Source organism: Streptomyces sp. NPDC037054 (assembly GCF_055606745.1).
Genome location: NZ_JBVJSJ010000005.1, coordinates 346037 through 362383 on the forward strand (window position 1 = coordinate 346037; position 16347 = coordinate 362383).

Annotated in this window: 14 protein-coding genes and 1 pseudogene; 10 read left to right on the top strand and 5 right to left on the bottom strand. The window is 71.2% G+C overall.

The window, feature by feature from the left end; genetic code table 11:
- Positions 1–298: 298 nt before the first annotated feature.
- Positions 299–775, bottom strand: coding sequence for a GNAT family N-acetyltransferase (locus ACZ7D7_RS15020; protein WP_470824632.1), 477 nt, complete (start codon positions 773–775; stop codon positions 299–301).
- A gap of 75 nt (positions 776–850) precedes the next feature.
- On the opposite strand from ACZ7D7_RS15020, the gene ACZ7D7_RS15025 reads away from it, so the two are divergent.
- Positions 851–1654, top strand: coding sequence for an exodeoxyribonuclease III (locus ACZ7D7_RS15025; protein ID WP_470824634.1), 804 nt, complete (start codon positions 851–853; stop codon positions 1652–1654).
- A gap of 48 nt (positions 1655–1702) precedes the next feature.
- Here ACZ7D7_RS15025 and ACZ7D7_RS15030 read toward each other — a convergent pair whose 3' ends face one another.
- A complete protein-coding gene (locus tag ACZ7D7_RS15030) occupies positions 1703–3034 on the bottom strand; it encodes a recombinase family protein (RefSeq protein ID WP_470824636.1) in 1332 nt (443 codons plus the stop codon).
- Between the two features lie 311 nt (positions 3035–3345).
- On the opposite strand from ACZ7D7_RS15030, the pseudogene ACZ7D7_RS15035 reads away from it, so the two are divergent.
- Positions 3346–3630, top strand: a pseudogene (locus ACZ7D7_RS15035) (IS5/IS1182 family transposase); the annotation flags it as partial.
- 42 nt (positions 3631–3672) lie between these two features.
- Here ACZ7D7_RS15035 and ACZ7D7_RS15040 read toward each other — a convergent pair.
- Both ACZ7D7_RS15040 and ACZ7D7_RS15045 read right to left on the bottom strand, forming a co-directional pair.
- Complete coding sequence (locus tag ACZ7D7_RS15040) at positions 3673–4188, bottom strand: DinB family protein (protein WP_470824638.1); 516 nt, start codon at positions 4186–4188, stop codon at positions 3673–3675.
- 80 nt (positions 4189–4268) lie between these two features.
- Positions 4269–4889 carry a MerR family transcriptional regulator gene (locus tag ACZ7D7_RS15045; protein WP_470824836.1) on the bottom strand — a complete coding sequence of 207 codons (621 nt, stop codon included), beginning with the start codon at positions 4887–4889 and terminating at the stop codon, positions 4269–4271.
- A gap of 175 nt (positions 4890–5064) precedes the next feature.
- Here ACZ7D7_RS15045 and ACZ7D7_RS15050 point away from each other — a divergent pair, with 175 nt between their 5' ends.
- From ACZ7D7_RS15050 to ACZ7D7_RS15065, 4 genes are all read left to right on the top strand, one after another.
- The gene (locus ACZ7D7_RS15050) at positions 5065–6579 is read left to right on the top strand and encodes a flavin-containing monooxygenase (protein WP_470824640.1); all 1515 of its coding nucleotides are present in this window, start codon (positions 5065–5067) and stop codon (positions 6577–6579) included.
- Positions 6576–7505, top strand: a complete 930-nt coding sequence (locus ACZ7D7_RS15055; protein WP_470824641.1) for an alpha/beta fold hydrolase — start codon at positions 6576–6578, stop codon at positions 7503–7505. The genes ACZ7D7_RS15050 and ACZ7D7_RS15055 overlap by 4 nt, the downstream gene beginning before the upstream one ends.
- Positions 7502–8389 (top strand): SDR family oxidoreductase, encoded by an 888-nt coding sequence (locus tag ACZ7D7_RS15060; protein WP_470824642.1) that lies wholly within the window; start codon positions 7502–7504, stop codon positions 8387–8389. Before ACZ7D7_RS15055 ends, ACZ7D7_RS15060 begins: the two co-directional genes overlap by 4 nt.
- A 101-nt stretch (positions 8390–8490) precedes the next feature.
- Positions 8491–8670, top strand: a complete 180-nt coding sequence (locus ACZ7D7_RS15065; protein WP_470824643.1) for a hypothetical protein — start codon at positions 8491–8493, stop codon at positions 8668–8670.
- 91 nt (positions 8671–8761) lie between these two features.
- On the opposite strand, the gene ACZ7D7_RS15070 is transcribed toward ACZ7D7_RS15065, so the two are convergent.
- Positions 8762–11998, bottom strand: a complete 3237-nt coding sequence (locus ACZ7D7_RS15070; protein WP_470824644.1) for a S41 family peptidase — start codon at positions 11996–11998, stop codon at positions 8762–8764.
- 227 nt (positions 11999–12225) lie between these two features.
- Between ACZ7D7_RS15070 and ACZ7D7_RS15075 the strand changes: the two genes are divergently transcribed.
- From ACZ7D7_RS15075 to ACZ7D7_RS15090, 4 genes are all read left to right on the top strand, one after another.
- Positions 12226–12825, top strand: coding sequence for a TetR/AcrR family transcriptional regulator (locus ACZ7D7_RS15075; RefSeq protein ID WP_470824645.1), 600 nt, complete (start codon positions 12226–12228; stop codon positions 12823–12825).
- 108 nt (positions 12826–12933) lie between these two features.
- Entirely contained in the window at positions 12934–15234 is a 2301-nt protein-coding gene (locus tag ACZ7D7_RS15080; protein WP_470824647.1) for an MMPL family transporter, read from the top strand.
- A gap of 206 nt (positions 15235–15440) precedes the next feature.
- A complete protein-coding gene (locus tag ACZ7D7_RS15085) occupies positions 15441–15950 on the top strand; it encodes a YbaK/EbsC family protein (RefSeq protein ID WP_470824649.1) in 510 nt (169 codons plus the stop codon).
- An 83-nt stretch (positions 15951–16033) separates the two neighbouring features.
- Entirely contained in the window at positions 16034–16309 is a 276-nt protein-coding gene (locus ACZ7D7_RS15090; RefSeq protein ID WP_470824650.1) for a DUF1876 domain-containing protein, read from the top strand.
- Positions 16310–16347 lie beyond the last annotated feature (38 nt).

Sequence of the window (16347 nt, forward strand, 5' to 3'; positions counted from 1 at the left end):
GTGAACCCTCCCCGTTTTGGTTGTGGACCGTGAGTGTGCGACCGCAATGCTGCGGTGATCGGGACGAAGGTTAGCGTCTCCTCGCGATGTGACCCATCGGTACAGGCCACTCCGGCTCGAGCGGGATTGAGGGGCGTCGCCGATACGCTGGAAGCGTGGCGGCGCCCGATGGGCTCATGGTCGGCAAGTCTGCGGGGGTCATGGTCTGGTGTGGCCTCTAGGGACGTCTCACTCCATTGCGTGAGGTCCCGTGGGTGCGGTTTCCCTGGCCCGGCAGGTCCGCGAGCCCCCGGCCCGGTCAGAGCCGCTTCGCGTAGCAGCGGCTTTCCTTGTGGAAGCGGTAGTAGCCGAACTTCTCGCACGGCTCGTAGCCGCTCGACGTGTAGAGGGCTATCGCCTCCGGCTGCTTCGTGCCGGTCTCCAGGATCATGCGGGTGCGGCCGGCCGCTCGGGCGTCCTCCTCCAGGGCGGCCAGGATGCGGCGGGCCAGGCCGCGACCGCGCATGACCTCGATCACGAACATCCGCTTCAGCTCGGCGTCGCCGTCCCGGTGGCCTTCCTCGCTCGCGTCCTGGGCACGCCAGCCGCCGGTGGCCACGGGGGAGTCATGCTCGTCGTACGCGATGAGATACAGGCCGTTCGGCGGCTCGAAGTCGGCCGGGTCGAGCGGGGTGGCGTCGCCGCCGTCGCCGTAGCGGACGTCGTACTCGGCCTGGACCTCGTTGTTGAGCTTGACGGCGTCGGGGTGGTCGAAGGCGACGCGGCGAATGTTCATGCTAGGCACCGTATATCAATTCATTCGATTCGTTCCAGGACAGGAGCCTGTCCAGTGTGCCGGTATCGTGCCGGGGTGCTGACTGTGACCTCTGTGAACGTGAATGGACTGCGGGCCGCCGCGAAGAAGGGCTTCGTGGAGTGGCTCGCCGACACCTCCGCCGACGTGGTCTGTCTTCAGGAGGTGCGCGCGGAGCCGCAGCAGCTTCCCGAGTCCGTCCGGGAGCCCGACGGCTGGCACGTCGTGCACGCGCCTGCCGCCGCCAAGGGCCGCGCCGGCGTCTCCCTCTACACCCGCCGCGAGCCCGACCGGGTGCGCATCGGCTTCGGTTCGGCCGAGTTCGACGGCAGCGGGCGGTACGTCGAGGCCGACCTGCCCGGTGTGACGGTCGCCTCCCTCTACCTGCCGTCCGGTGAGGTCGGCACCGAGCGGCAGGACGAGAAGGTCCGCTTCATGGGCGAGTTCCTCGCGTACCTCAAGGAACTGCGCGAACGGGCCGCAGCCGACGGGCGCGAGGTCCTGGTCTGCGGCGACTGGAACATCGCCCACCAGCGCGCCGACCTGAAGAACTGGCGCGGCAACACGAAGAACTCCGGCTTCCTGCCCGAGGAACGCGCCTGGCTCGACCAGGTCTTCGACCCGGCCGACGGCGGCTACGTCGACGTCGTGCGCGCCCTGCACCCGGACGTCGAGGGACCGTACTCGTGGTGGTCGTACCGGGGGAGGGCGTTCGACAATGACGCAGGATGGCGTATCGACCTGGCCGTCGCGACGCCGGGGCTGGCCGGTCGCGCGGTCAAGGGCTTCGTGGAGCGGGCGGTGAGCCACGACCGGCGGTGGTCGGACCATGCGCCTGTGACTGTCGTATTCGAGACCTGACCACGGCCTGTGGGAGGGGCAATGCCGCTGCCCGCGGCCCTGATTTTCTCAGGAGTTCGTTGGAGCGGTCGTGTGTTCACCCATTGTGAAGGCGAGGCGTGAGCAGTCTGGCCCGGTCCGCAGGGATGAGGCACCCCCGGATCGGCCCTTGGCCACGGTGACGCGCACGCCATTGAGGAGGAGGTGCTTGCGGGTAGGAGTGTTCGTTGCGCCAGTCGAAGCGCGATATTGGGCGAGCGTGTACTGCTCGAGCCAGTCCGAACGCATGCCGGCAGGTGTCGAGCACGTGTCACCGCGGGCGGTCGCGCGGCACACGTAATCCCCATACGGAAAGCCCTTGCGTGCGGCGAAGTACATGCGTCCATCGCACCCGGCGCAATGTGCGATGCCGGTCAGCAGAGCGGTTGTTCGGCTTTTGGGATGAGAGCCGTTCGACCGAACGGCCAGATGGTCCTGCAGTGTCTGGAACTCTTCCTCGGTCAGGAGCGGCGTGCCGATGAGTACGGGTGCCCCTGTGGCGTCGCGGACGCTGCGTCCCTGGTGTACGCGATGACCCATCAAGGACGGACTGCGCAGTACTTTGGACAGGGTGCCCGATGTCCAGCGAAAGCGCTCGAAGTCCCGCCCGTGGCGTCGGCCGCCCGTGGGGCGCCCCTGAAGCTGGGCGTGGCGGTCACGGGGTACCGGGACGCGGGCATCATTGAGTTTCCGTGCGATTCTGATCAGTGACAGGCCTGCCAGTACGTCTGCCACGATTGCTTGGACGACAGCTACGGCCTCTGGGTCCGGGGCGAGGCACCAGCCGCTGCCGGACGGATGCGGGGCTTTCCGGTAGCCGAAGGGGACAAGTCCTCCTCCGTAACGGCCCATCATGCGCAGGGCCTCATGGCTGCTCGTTAGTCGATTCGAGAGTGTCAGTGATTCGCGCTCTGCCAACTCTGCAAGGTCCATGCACCGCCGGACGGTGGCGCCGTTGGTAACGGGAGCCACGACGAGGGGATTGTCCGGGTCGGCGGTTCCGAAGACGAGCGTTCGTTCGTGTCGACGACCCCATGCGATCAAGTCGACCATGTCAGGGACGGAGCGCACGGCGCGATCCACATGGGCCCACACCAGTACGTCGTACTGGGCGGGGCGGCCGAGCCACGTCGACAGTGACGGACGCTCGAAGGGCGATGTGTCGCGGGCGGAGACGCCGAGATCGGTGGCCTCGGCGATGAGCGTGAGGCCCATCCGGCGGGCGTACCGCTCGATTGCGGCACGTTGCCGCTCGGGTGATGTTGTAACGCTGGTCACATTGCTCAGACGCACTGCGGCGACGGCCTTGGAAGACGGCGAAGGTGAGTGCTGTGGGGAGTTCAGTTGGCTACTCTCAGGCATGTCGGCGCTCCTGGTCAGTGTCGGCCGGGCCCCGGGGCTGGTGGGACAGCCGCCGGGGTCGTTTCGCTCTCACTCTCGGATCACGCCGGGAAATGCGCCTGATGTTCCCCGCAAAGTGCCCGGATAGGGTGAATTGGCGAGAAGTTCGGGACACGTGGAGAAGGGCGGTGCTCGGGTCTGTCAGGTGGGTCTTGCGACCGTCTCGGTCCTGGCTCGGTGGCATGGTCATGGGGCAGGGGATCTCGCCAGGGAGGAATGGGCCCGGGTGAAGCCGCATCTGCCGAAGTCCGGGCAACGCGGGGGGCATTGCGCTCGACTGGTCGACGGTGAGCGTGGACTCCATCTCCTGCCGTCGCTGTTGCCGGAAAGGACGCCCGCCCAGGCAGCACCGCACCGACGAGGGTCTGGGTGATCGCGGGCGGCCTGACCTGCAAAATCCACCTCGCCGGTGAGGGCGGATGCCGTCCACTCGGCCTGATCATCTCGGCGGCGACAAGGCTCACTCCTCCCGTCGTAACCGCCGCTACCTGCGACGACGCAAGATCCACACGATCCCTGATCCGAAGGACCAGCGCACCAACCGACAACGCAGAGGCGGCATGCTCCGGCTCTGACTCCAGTCGGAATCCACTGAGGACCTAGTAATACCCCTTCGCCCCGTCGAGTAGCTCCCTCACGATGTCTGCATGCCCCGCGTGCCGTCCGGTCTCCTCGACGAGATGGACGAGCATCCAGCGGAGGTTGGCGTTGGCGGAGCGGTAGTCGGGGTGGCGGCCGACGTCGTCCAGGGAGGCCGCGGCCACGATTTCGTTACTGCGGGCGCACTGGGCCTCGTACTCCGCGAGCAGTTGCTTCAGCGGGGTGCCGTCGGTACGCCAGTCCGCGTCCTCGTCTGTCTCGTCAAAGGATGGGTTCTGCGTCTTGTCGCCGCCCAGGAACAGCACCTCCAGCCAGGTGTGCTCGACCCACCGCATATGGCTGATGAGGCCGGCCATCGTCATCGTCGGCGAGGTCGGGACGACGGAGCGGTGCGCGTCGGCCTCGTTCAGGCCGTCGCACTTCCATCTCAAGATCTGCCGTTGCAGATCCAGCCAACCGATGAGCGTGGTGCGCTCGTCGGCCTGCATGGGGGGACGCTCAAGTGAAGGTGTCATGCCTGCGGACGTTAGGCGCTCGGTCCCCGACTGTCGCCTGACTTTCGGCCCAGGGTCCGCTGGGCCGGGCCTGGGCGAGCTCAGACCTGCTTGCGCAGCCGCCGGTCCAGCGCCAGTGACAGTTCCGCCTCCACCACGCTCCGGGCCAGTGGGCGCAGGCGCTGGAGGTCCTCCTCCGGGGCGTGGCGCAGGACCATGTCGGCGAAGAGTTCGGCGAGGGCGTCGGCGTGGTCGCGGACGCGGCGGCCCGCCGAGAGGACCTCGGCGAGCGGGATGCCCTCGCGGACCAGGGCGGAGGACACCTCCAGCAGGCGGCGGCTGATGTGGACGAACTCGTCGCCGTCGGTGCCGAGATAGCCGAGTTCCATCGCGGCGGCCAGGTTCTCGGGGGTGACCTCGCCCTCGAAGCGGGCGGCGAGTTCCTCCGGGGTGAGGCGGATCGGCTCCTCCTCGGTGGGCTCGCCGAGTCCGAGGAGGTCGCCGACGTCGCGGCCGTGGTCGAAGGCGTCGGCGAGTTCGGCGATGCCGTTCAGGGTGTGGCCGCGGTCCAGCAGCGCGGAGATGGTGCGCAGGCGGGCCAGGTGGTGGTCGTCGTACCAGGCGATGCGGCCCTCGCGGCGGGGCGGCGGGATCAGCTTGCGTTCGCGGTAGAAGCGCAGGGTGCGCACGGTGATGCCGGCCAGTCTGGCCAGTTCCTCCATGCGGTATTCGCGTCGTCCGGGTCGCTCGCCGTCTTCTGCCACACCGGAAGCCTATGGCGTACCGCCGGTAACTTTCTTTGGACGGACCCCTACCGGGCAGTACGCACCTGCTCTACTCTCCCCATTGCGCCAGTGTTCACTGGCAGAGTCGTGAATGATGCGTGGAGGCGTCGGGATGGCCGAGCACGAGCATGTCAGGGTGGCGGTGATCGGGTCCGGATTCGGCGGACTGGGGGCCGCCGTGCGGCTTCGACGGGAGGGGATCACCGACTTCGTCGTCCTGGAGAGGGCCGACAGCGTCGGCGGGACCTGGCGGGACAACAGCTATCCGGGGTGCGCGTGCGACGTGCCGTCGCACCTGTACTCGTTCTCGTTCGCGCCCAACCCCGACTGGCCGCGCACCTTCTCCGGGCAGGAGCACATCCGCGCCTACCTGGAGCACGTCACCGACACCTTCGGCCTGCGGCCGCACATCCGCTTCGACTCCGAAGTGAAGCTGATGCGCTGGGACGGCGAGAAGCTCCGCTGGGACATCGAGACCAGCAGCGGCAAGCTCTCCGCCGACGTCGTCGTCTCCGCCACCGGTCCGCTGTCCGACCCGAAGGTCCCCGACATCAAGGGCCTCGACTCCTTCCCCGGCAAGGTCTTCCACTCGGCCCGCTGGGACCACGACTACGACCTCACCGGCAAGCGCGTCGCCATGATCGGCACCGGCGCCTCCGCCATCCAGATCGTGCCGTCCATCCAGCCGAAGGTCGGCCGGCTCACCCTCTTCCAGCGCACCCCGGCCTGGGTGATGCCCCGCATGGACCGGCCCGTCAGCGGCGCCGAGCGGGCGCTGCACCGCGCGCTGCCCCTCACCACCAAGCTGCGCCGCGGCCTGCTCTGGGGCATCCGCGAGCTGCAGGTCCAGGCCTTCACCAAGCACCCCAACGAGCTGGGCTTCGTCGAGCAGATCGCCAAGCGCAACATGTACCGGGCCGTCAAGGACCCGGCGCTGCGCGCCAAGCTGACCCCGGACTACCGCATCGGCTGCAAGCGCATCCTGCTGTCCAGCGAGTACTACCCGGCGCTCGCGCGCCCCAACGTCGACGTCGTCGCGAGCGGCCTGAGCGAGGTGCGCGGCTCCACCCTCGTCGCCTCCGACGGCACCGAGGCCGAGGTCGACGCGATCGTCTTCGGCACCGGCTTCCACGTCACGGACATGCCGATCGCCGAGCGCGTCGTCGGCGCCGAGGGCCGCACGCTCGCCGAGACCTGGAAGGGCGGCATGCAGGCCCTGCGGGGCGCCGCGGCGGCCGGGTTCCCGAACTTCATGACGGTCATCGGCCCCAACACCGGCCTCGGGAACTCGTCCATGATCCTCATGATCGAGTCCCAGCTGAACTACATGGCGGACTACCTGCGCCAGCTGAACGTGCTCGGCGGCCGGGCCGCCCTCGACGCCCGGCCCGCCGCCGTGTCCCTGTGGAACAACCGCGTGCAGGAGCGCATGAAGCGCACCGTGTGGAACACCGGCGGCTGCACCAGCTGGTACCTGGACGCCGCCGGCCGCAACACCACCATCTGGCCCGGCACGACCGCCGAGTTCCGCCGGGCGACCCGCCGCGTGGACCTCGCCGAGTACGAGGTGCTGCGGGCGCCGGCGACGCGGACCGCCGACGAGCCGCAGCTGGAGGTGGGCGCGTGAGCCGCCTGACCCGGGTCGCCCTCGGCCCCTACGCCCCGCCCGCGCCCGCCCGCGAACTGACCGCCGTGTCCGCCGACGGCGCCCGCCTGCACGTCGAGGTGCACGGGCCCGAGGACGCGCCCGCCGTCGTCCTCGCGCACGGCTGGACCTGCTCGACCGCCTTCTGGGCGGCGCAGCTCACCGCCCTGTCCGCCGACCACCGCGTCATCGCCTACGACCAGCGCGGCCACGGGCGCAGCCCCGCGAGCCCCGCGTGCAGCACCGACGCGCTCGCCGACGACCTCGAAGCCGTGCTCGCCGCGACCCTCGCGCCGGGCGAGCGGGCCGTCATAGCCGGGCACTCCATGGGCGGCATGACCGTCATGGCGGCCTCGGAACGGGCCGGTTTCCGGGAGCACGCCGCGGCCGTCCTGCTGTGCAGCACCGGCAGCTCGGACCTGGTCGCCGCCTCCACGGTCGTACCGATCCGCCCGGGCCGAATACGCACCTGGCTGACGGGGAAGATCCTCGGCTCCCGGGCGCCGCTCGGACCGGTCACGCCGCTCGCCCGCCGCATCCTCAAGTACGGGACGATGGGCCCCGGTTCGGCACCGGAGATGGTCGAGGCGTGCGCCCGCGTCGTGCACGCCTGCCCCCGCAAGGTGCGGTACGCCTGGTCGCAGGTGCTGGACCTGCTCGACCTCGACCACGGGGTGCGGGAGCTGCGGGTGCCGACGGCGGTCGTCGTCGGCACGGCCGACCGGCTCACCCCACCGGTGAAGGCCCGCGCCGTCGCCGACGCGCTGCCGAACTGCCTCGGGCTGACCGAGCTGCCCGGCATCGGCCACATGTCCCCGGTCGAGGCGCCGGAACTGATCAGCGGCAAGATACGCGAACTCGTCGACACGTACGTCCGGGTCGGCACGCAGCTGAAGGAGGGCGCATGAGCAGGGTGAGCCTGGAGGGCAGGGTCGCGGTCGTCACCGGGGCCGCGCGCGGCGTCGGCGAGCTGCTCGCCCGCAAGCTGTCCGCGCGGGGCGTGAAGGTGGCCCTCGTCGGCCTGGAACCGGACGAGCTGAAGCAGGTCTCGGCCCGGCTGCACAGCGAGAGCGAGCACTGGCACGCCGACGTCACCGACCACGAGGCGATGGCCCGCGTGGCCCGCGAGGTCGTCGAGCGCTTCGGCAAGGTGGACATCGTCGTCGCCAACGCGGGCGTCGCGACCGGCGGTCCGTTCACCGACTCCGACCCGGAGTCCTGGCGGCGCGTCATCGAGGTCAACCTGATCGGTTCGGCGGTCACCGCCCGCGCGTTCCTGCCCGCGCTGATCGAGAGCCGCGGCTACCTGCTCCAGGTGGCCTCCCTCGCCGCGATCACGCCCGCGCCGATGATGACGGCGTACTGCGCGTCCAAGTCGGGCGTCGAGGCGTACGCGCACAGCCTGCGGGCCGAGGTCGGGTACCGGGGCGTGAAGGTCGGCATCGGCTACCTGTCGTGGACCGACACCGACATGGTGCGCGGCGCCGACCAGGACGACGTCATGCGGGAGCTGCGGCAGCGGCTGCCGTGGCCGGCCAGCAAGACGTACCCGCTGGGCCCGGCCGTGGACCGGCTCGTGGAGGGCATCGAGCGGCGGTCCGCGCACGTCTACGGGCAGTGGTGGCTGCGCGGCATGCAGGGCGTGCGCGGCTACCTGCCGGGCGTCATCGGCGTCGTCGGGCAGCGCGAGATGCGGCGGTTCGCGGACCGGCTGGTGGGCATGCGCACCGGTCTGGTCGGGGCGGGCGGCGCGGCCGACGAGCAGACGAGGACGGCCGCACGGCAGGACTGAGCAGGCGTCTTCACGCCCGGTAATTGCTCGAAATGCGCGGTATGTCCAGGCGTGCAAATCTGGTCGAGCCCGATTCCCTACCTGACCGGGAGTGAACCCGCATGGGTATGAAGGACCAGTTCCAGGACAAGTCCGAGCAGTTCCAGCAGCAGGCCAAGGAGCGGATGGAGCAGGGCAAGGACCAGCTCCAGAACCGCGGCCGCGGCAAGGACGAGGAGACGGAGCGCTCGCGCCAGGACCAGGAGTCCGAGGAGCGCTTCGACCAGGACTACGAGTCCTGACCTCGCGCTCGGACGTCAGCTCCTGACGTTGCGTATCGCGTGAAGGGTGTCCCCTCTTCGGAGGGGGCACCCTTTCTCGTGCAGCCCGCGGTCAGTCCGCCGTGCGCGGCGGCAGCTCGGGGCGGGAGCGGTCCGGTACGTCGCTCAGGTCCGGCGGTGTCGCGGGCGGCGTCGTGTCCAGCAGCTCCAGCGCCAGCCGCACCGCGTCGTCCAGTTGGGCGTGCCGGCCCTCCGCCCAGTCCAGCGGGGTGCGCAGCGCCTCCAGGTCGGGGGCGACGCCCCGGTTCTCCACCGACCAGCCGTAGGCGTCGAACCAGGCCGCGTTCATCGGCACCGTGATGACCGTCCCGTCCCCGAGCCGGTGCCGGCCGGTCATGCCGACCACTCCGCCCCAGGTGCGCTGGCCGACGACCGGGCCGAGCCGCAGCAGCTTGAACGCCGCCGTGATCATGTCGCCGTCGGACGACGTCGCCTCGTCCGCGAGCGCCACCACCGGCCCGCGCGGCGCGTTCGAGGTGTACGACACCGGCTGCGCGTCACGCGTCAGGTCCCAGCCGAGGATCGTGCGGGTCAGCTTCTCGATGACCAGCTCGCTGATGTGGCCGCCCGCGTTGCCGCGCACGTCCACGATCAGCGCGGGCCGCGAGACCTCCATGCGCAGGTCCCGGTTGAACTGGGCCCAGCCGGAGCCGCCCATGTCCGGGATGTGCAGATAGCCGCACCGGCCGCCGCTCAACTCCCGTACCACCTCTCGGCGTTTGGCCACCCAGTCCTGGTAGCGCAGCGGCCGTTCGTCGGTCAGCGGGACGACGGCGACGCGGCGCGCCCGCCCGGCCTCGCCGTCGGCCGGGGTGAACGTCAGCTCCACGGTCGTCCCGCCCGCGCCCGCCAGCAGCGGGAACGGGCCCGCCACCGGGTCGACCGGGCGGCCGTCGACGTGCGTGAGGACCGCGCCCTCGCGGATGCCGGTGCCGGCCAGCGGTGAGCGGGCCTTGGAGTCGGACGACTCGCCCGGCAGGATCCGCTTCACGATCCAACTGCCGTCCCGGCACACCAGGTTGGCGCCCAGCAGGCCCTGCCGGCGCTGGTAGTGCGGCGGGCCCTCGTTGCGGCGGGCCGCCGAGACGTAGGCGTGCGAGGTGCCCAGTTCGCCCAGCACCTCGCGCAGCAGGTCGGCGAAGTCGTCCGGGGAGGCGACCTGTTCGACCAGCGGCCGGTACTGCTCCAGCACCGCGTCCCAGTCGATGCCGCACATGCCCGGGTCCCAGAAGTAGGCGCGGGTGAGCCGGCCCGCCTCCGCGTAGGCCTGTCGCCACTCGGCGGCCGGGTCCACCACGTGCAGGATGCGGCGCGTGTCGATCCACACCGTCGAGTCGCCGTCGCCCGGCTCGGTGGCCGGCACCGCCCGCAGGTCGCCCTCGTCGACCACGACCAGCCGGCTGCCGTCGCCGCTGACCGCGAACCAGTCCAGGTGGTCGACCAGTTCGGACTTCTTCGCCTTGACGATGGTGAAGTGCTCCAGGGTCGGCCGCCCGCTGGTGTCGTCCGGATTCGCGAACGTCTCGCCCAGCGCGCCCGAGATCGGCCAGCGCAGCCACACCAGGCCGCCGCCCGCGACCGGGTGCAGCGCCGAGTACTTGGACGCGGCCACCGGGAACGGCGTGACCCTGCTCTCCAGGCCCTCGACCTCGACGGTGACCGCGCTGCCCTCGCCGGGCTCGTCCTCGGCCGGGTCCAGACCGCCCGCGGCCGGGCGGCCCTCGGGGCTGAGCGCGAACGGCGACGGCGTCGCCGACGACAACGGCACCAGGTACGGGCGGCAGCCCAGCGGGAACGACAGGTCGCCGGTGTGCACGTCGTACACCGGGTCGAAGCCGCGCCAGGACAGGAACGCCAGATAGCGGCCGTCCCGCGTGAAGACCGGGTTCTCGTCCTCGAACCGGCCGTTGGTGACGTCCACGACGAACCGGTCCTTGATGCGGGCCAGTTTGATCTGCCGCAGCGACCGGCCGATGCCGGGGTGGGACCAGGCGAGCCAGGTCCCGTCGGAGGAGAACGCCAGATCGCGCACCGGGCCGTTGAGGGACCGGATCAGCTCCGTCACCTCGCCGCCCGAGTCCTCCGTCGCGTCGATGAGCAGCAGCCGTCCGTCGTGCGAGGCCACCGCGAGCCGCTCGCCCTCCGGGTCGGCGACCATCTCCAGCACCCGGCCCAGCGCACCGGACGCGAGCCGCCGCGGGGGACGGTCGCCGGTGGCGCGCGGCAACTGGGCGATCTCCAGGGCGTCCTCGCCCTCGGCGTCCGTCACGTACGCCACCTGCCCGCTCGCGCCGAGCATCTCCGGCAGCCGCACCCGTACGCCCGGGGTGTCGATGAGGGTGCGTGCCGGGCCGTCGCGGTGCGTGAGCCAGTACAGGCTGCCGCGTACGACGACGGCGCTCGCGCGTCCCGTCTCGTCCACGGAGACGCCGTCCACGTGCTGCGCGGCGGGCACCTGGTACGGCCGCCGCCCGGCCCGCGCCCCGCTGAGGCGGACGTCGAGCCGCCGGGCGGTGGAGTCCGGGGCGAGGTCGTCGACGATCCACAGCTCACCGGCGCACTGGTAGACCACGCGCGTGCCGTCGCTCGCCGCGTTGCGGGCGTAGAAGGCGTCGTGGTCGGTGTGGCGGCGCAGGTCGGTGCCGTCGTGGGCGCAGGAGTAGAGGTTGCCGACGCCCTCGTGGTCGGAGAGGAACGCGATGCGGCCCCCGACGAACATGGGGGAGCTCACGTGGCCCTCGATTCCGGCCAGCAGGCGCTGTCCGTGCAGCCACAGGCGGCCCATGGCGCCGCCCCGGTAGCGCTTCCAGGCGGCCGGTTCGTGCGGCGGCGTGCCGGTGAGCAGCAGCGTCCTGCGCTCCCCGTCGAGGTCGGCGACCTGGAGGTCGGTGACCGGGCCCCACGGCAGCTTGCGGCCGGGGTCGCCGTCGGGGGCCAGCTTGTAGGCCCAGGTGAAGTGGGAGAACGGCTCGCCGTGCGAGGCGACGGCGAGGATGTCGCCGTCCGGGGTCCAGCCGCAGACCCGGGTGTCGACGCTGCCCCAGTAGGTGAGCTGCCGGCCGGGCCCGCCGTCGACCGGCACGAGGTGCACCTCCGGCACGAGGCTGCGCCAGCTCGTGTACGCGACGTGCCGGCCGTCGGGGGAGAAGCGCGGGTGGCCGAGTTTCGTGCGGTCGACGGTCAGCCGCCAGGCGCGGCCCGGACCGTCGAGGGGGGCGAGCCAGAGGTCGTCCTCGGCCACGAAGCACAACTGGTCGTCATGGAGATGCGGCAGACGCAGATAGCTCACCTTCCCCATGCTTTGCCGGGGGCCGGGGCACAGCAACTCGTGGGGCGGCCACGGGACGCCGGGACGGCCGTCCGCACGCGGTCTCCGCCGCTCTGACGCGGCCTTCACAAGCGTGAGCCAGACCACGTACGAAACCGTTTCGTTTCGTTAGAGGGCGGGGTTACTCTGGAGGGGCAAGACGGTGTACGAAACCGTGTCGTTCCGACCGGGGAGAGGGGTGAGGATTCATGGCTGACGTCGCAGCGCCGCGCCGCAGTCGGATCACGCCCGAGCGCGAGGCCGAGCTGTACGAGGCCGTGCTCGACCTGCTCCGCGAAGTCGGCTACGACGCCCTGACCATGGACGCCGTGGCGACCCGCACCCGATCCAGCAAGGCCACGCTCTACCGCCAGTGGGGCGGCAAGCCCGAGCTGGTCGCCAAGGCGATCCGGCACAGCAAGCCCGGCCGCACGGCCGACATCGACACCGGGTCCCTGCGGGGCGACCTGTACGCCCTGGTGACCCGCGAGGACGACTGCGCCATGGAGCGGAACTCCGCGCTGATGCGGGGCCTGGTCATGGCGGTGCACCAGAACCCGGACCTCCTCCAGGCGTTCAAGGAACTGCTGATCGAGCCCGAGCTCGACGAGTTCCACGGCGTGCTGCGGCGGGCCGTCGACCGGGGCGAGATCGCCGCGGACAATCCCGCGCTGCACTACGTCGTCCACATGCTGCTCGGCGCGTTCGTCGCCCGCGGCCTGATCGAGGACCGGCCGCCCACGCAGGCCTTCCTCACCTCGTACATCGACGCCGTGGTCCTCCCCGCCCTCGGCGCACCCACCCACTGACCGACTGACGACCCCAACGTCAGCCACCTACCTGACGTCACCGCTCACGTCGTCGGGCTGATCACCCCTGCCCAGAAGAACCCCACGACTGACCGGGAGAACGCCCTCGTGGCCACGTTCCTCTACAAACTCGGCCGACTCGCCTTCCGGCGACGGCACTTCGTCGCCCTGATCTGGGTGGCCCTGCTGACGCTCGCCGGCGTCGGCGCGGCCAGCGCCCCCGTCGCGGGCTCCTCGTCCTTCTCGATACCCGGCACCGAGGCCCAGAAGGCCTTCGACCTGCTGGAGGAGCGCTTCCCCGGCATGAGTGCCGACGGAGCGACCGCACGCGTCGTCTTCAAGGCGCCCGACGGCGAGAAGATGACCGACGCCGGAAACAAGGCGGCCGTCCAGGAGACGGTGAAGGAACTCGGCGGCGGCTCCGAGGTCGCCTCCGTCACCGACCCCTACCAGAGCAGGGCGGTCAGCCGGGACGGCACGATCGCCTACGCCTCCGTCAGCTACAAGGTCTCCGGCATGGAGCTGAAGGACGCGTCCCGGGAGGCCCTGGAGGACGCCGCGCAGGACGCGCGGGAGTCCGGGCTGACCGTCGAGATCGGCGGTGACGCCCTCCAGACCGTGCCCGAGACCGGCACCACGGAGATCATCGGCATCGCCGTCGCCGCGGTCGTCCTCGTCATCACCTTCGGGTCACTGATCGCGGCCGGACTGCCGCTGCTCACCGCGCTGATCGGCGTCGGCATCGGCGTCTCCACCATCGCCGCCCTGGCCAGCGCGCTGGAGCTGGGCTCCACCACCTCCACGCTGGCCATGATGATCGGCCTCGCCGTCGGCATCGACTACGCGCTGTTCATCGTGTCCCGCTACCGGGCCGAGCTGGCCGAGGGACGCGAGCGCGAGGAGGCGGCCGGACGCGCCGTCGGCACCGCGGGCTCGGCGGTGGTCTTCGCGGGCCTGACGGTCGTCATCGCGCTGGTGGGCCTCGCGGTCGTCAACATCCCGATGCTGACCAAGATGGGCCTCGCCGCGGCCGGCACGGTCGCCATCGCCGTCCTCATCGCGCTCACGATGATCCCGGCGCTGCTGGGCTACGCCGGGCGCCGGGTCATGCCGGCCGGCCGCAAGAGCAGGCTGCTGGGCGGCGGCCGGGCGGCCAAGGCGGCGGCGAAGGCCGAGGCGGAGGCCGCGTCCGGGGTCGTGTCCGAGGGCACGTCCGCCGAGCCGGGCGCCCGGGGCGCGACCGCCAAGCCGAACATGGGCACGCGCTGGGCGAGCTTCGTCGTGCGCCGTCCCGTCGCCGTCCTGCTGCTGGGCGTGCTGGGCCTCGGCGCGGCGGCCGTACCGGCGACCTCCCTGGAGCTGGGCCTGCCCGACGACGGCTCGCAGCCGACGTCCACGACGCAGCGCCGGGCCTACGACCTGCTGTCGGAGGGCTTCGGTCCCGGGTTCAACGGCCCGCTCATGGTCGTCGTGGACGCCAAGTCGAGCGACGACGCGCAGGCCGCCTTCACGAAGGTCTCCGACGAGATCAAGGGCCTGAAGGACGTCGTCACCGTCACCCCGCCCGCCCCGAACAAGGCCGGCGACACGGCGACGATCACCGTCGTGCCCGACGCCAAGCCGTCCTCGGTGGCGACCGAGGACCTGGTGCACGCCATCCGTGACGCCGGTGCGGGCATCAAGGCCGACACCGGCGCCGAGGTGCTGGTGACCGGCGCGACGGCGATGAACATCGACGTGAGCCAGAAGCTCAACGACGCGCTGCTGCCGTACCTCGTGCTGGTCGTGGGCCTCGCGTTCCTGCTGCTGATCGTGGTCTTCCGCTCGGTCCTGGTCCCGCTGAAGGCGGCCCTCGGCTTCCTGCTCAGCGTGCTGGCCGCGCTCGGCGCCGTCGTCGCGGTCTTCCAGTGGGGCTGGCTCGCCGGTCTGATGGGCGTCGAGGAGACCGGGCCCATCATGTCGATGATGCCGATCTTCATGGTCGGCGTGGTCTTCGGCCTCGCGATGGACTACGAGGTCTTCCTCGTGACCCGGATGCGGGAGGCGTACGTCCACGGCGAGACGCCCGGCCAGGCGGTCGTGACCGGCTTCAAGTACGGGGCGCGGGTCGTCACGGCGGCGGCCGTCATCATGATCGCGGTGTTCGCCGGCTTCATCGGCTCCAGCGAGTCCATGGTCAAGATGATCGGCTTCGGCCTCGCGATCGCGGTGTTCTTCGACGCGTTCGTGGTCCGCATGGCGATCGTCCCGGCGGTGCTGGCGCTGCTCGGCCGCAAGGCCTGGTGGCTGCCGAAGTGGCTGGACCGCGCCCTGCCCAACGTGGACGTCGAGGGCGAGGGCCTGCGCACCGCCGAGGAGCGCGGGCGCGCGGGCGACGCCGACGAGGACCGCGACATGGTCCGCGTCTGACGGCAGACGTCCGACGGCAGACGTCCGACGGCAGACGTCCGAGGCGCACGTCCGACGGCGCACGTCGGGCGGAACACCCCGTAAGACCAGCCGGTGAGGGCCCCGTGGGGACGGGCAGGCCCTCACCGGCTTCCCTCTTCTGCGTGGCGCGTCCCGCCCGGGAAGTCGTTCGCCCCTCCCGCCGGCCCGCCGCTACGGTGCCGGACATGACCACGAGTGACAGGACCGCGCCCGCCGCCGCCCACCCCCGCTTCGCCGAGGCCCTGAGGGAACTGGGGCTCGACGACGTGGCCGGGCGGATCCGGCGGTTCCCCGAGGCGACGCGCACCGCCGCCGAGGCCGCCGCCGCGATCGGGTGCGAGCTGAGCCAGATCTGCAAGTCCCTGATCTTCGCGGCGGACGGCGTGCCCGTCCTGGTGCTGATGGACGGCGCCTCACGGGTCGACGTCGGCCTGGTGCGGGAAGCGCTCGGCGCGGAGGACGTCACGCGGGCCGACGCCGCAGTCGTCCGCGAGACGACCGGGTACGCCATCGGCGGCGTACCACCCTTCGGGCACCTCACGAAGACCCGCGTGCTCGCCGACCGCGGCCTGCTCGCCCACGAGGTCGTCTGGGCCGCCGCCGGCACCCCGCACGCGGTCTTCCCGATGGCCCCCGGCGCACTGATCGCCCACGCGGGCGCCACGCCGGTGGACGTCCGCGAGCGGACCGCGTGACGCGCGCCGGTGGCAGTCGTGCGTTCGTCCGTGGTGAGGCGCACCCTGGAGACAGGGCTCAAGGCAACCCGGAGGTGATCGTCATGATGCACACCGCAGTGGGATGGCACGTGGAGCTGGAGTTCCAGGAGGACGACCAGCACACGCGCGCCGCCGCGATGGTCCGGCTGCCCGACGGCAGCGAGGTACGGGCGCACGGGCACGCCAGCCGGCACGGTTCCGACGCGAATCAGCCACGGGTCGGGGAGGAGATCGCCGGTGCGAGGGCGCTGAACGAGCTGGCCATGCGGCTGCTGACCAAGGCGCACGACGAGATCGACAAGGCGTCCGGGCGGACGTCCCACCCGATCCACGTGTGAGCCGACCGCACCGCGCCGGCCCGCCCGGCCATCGGCAC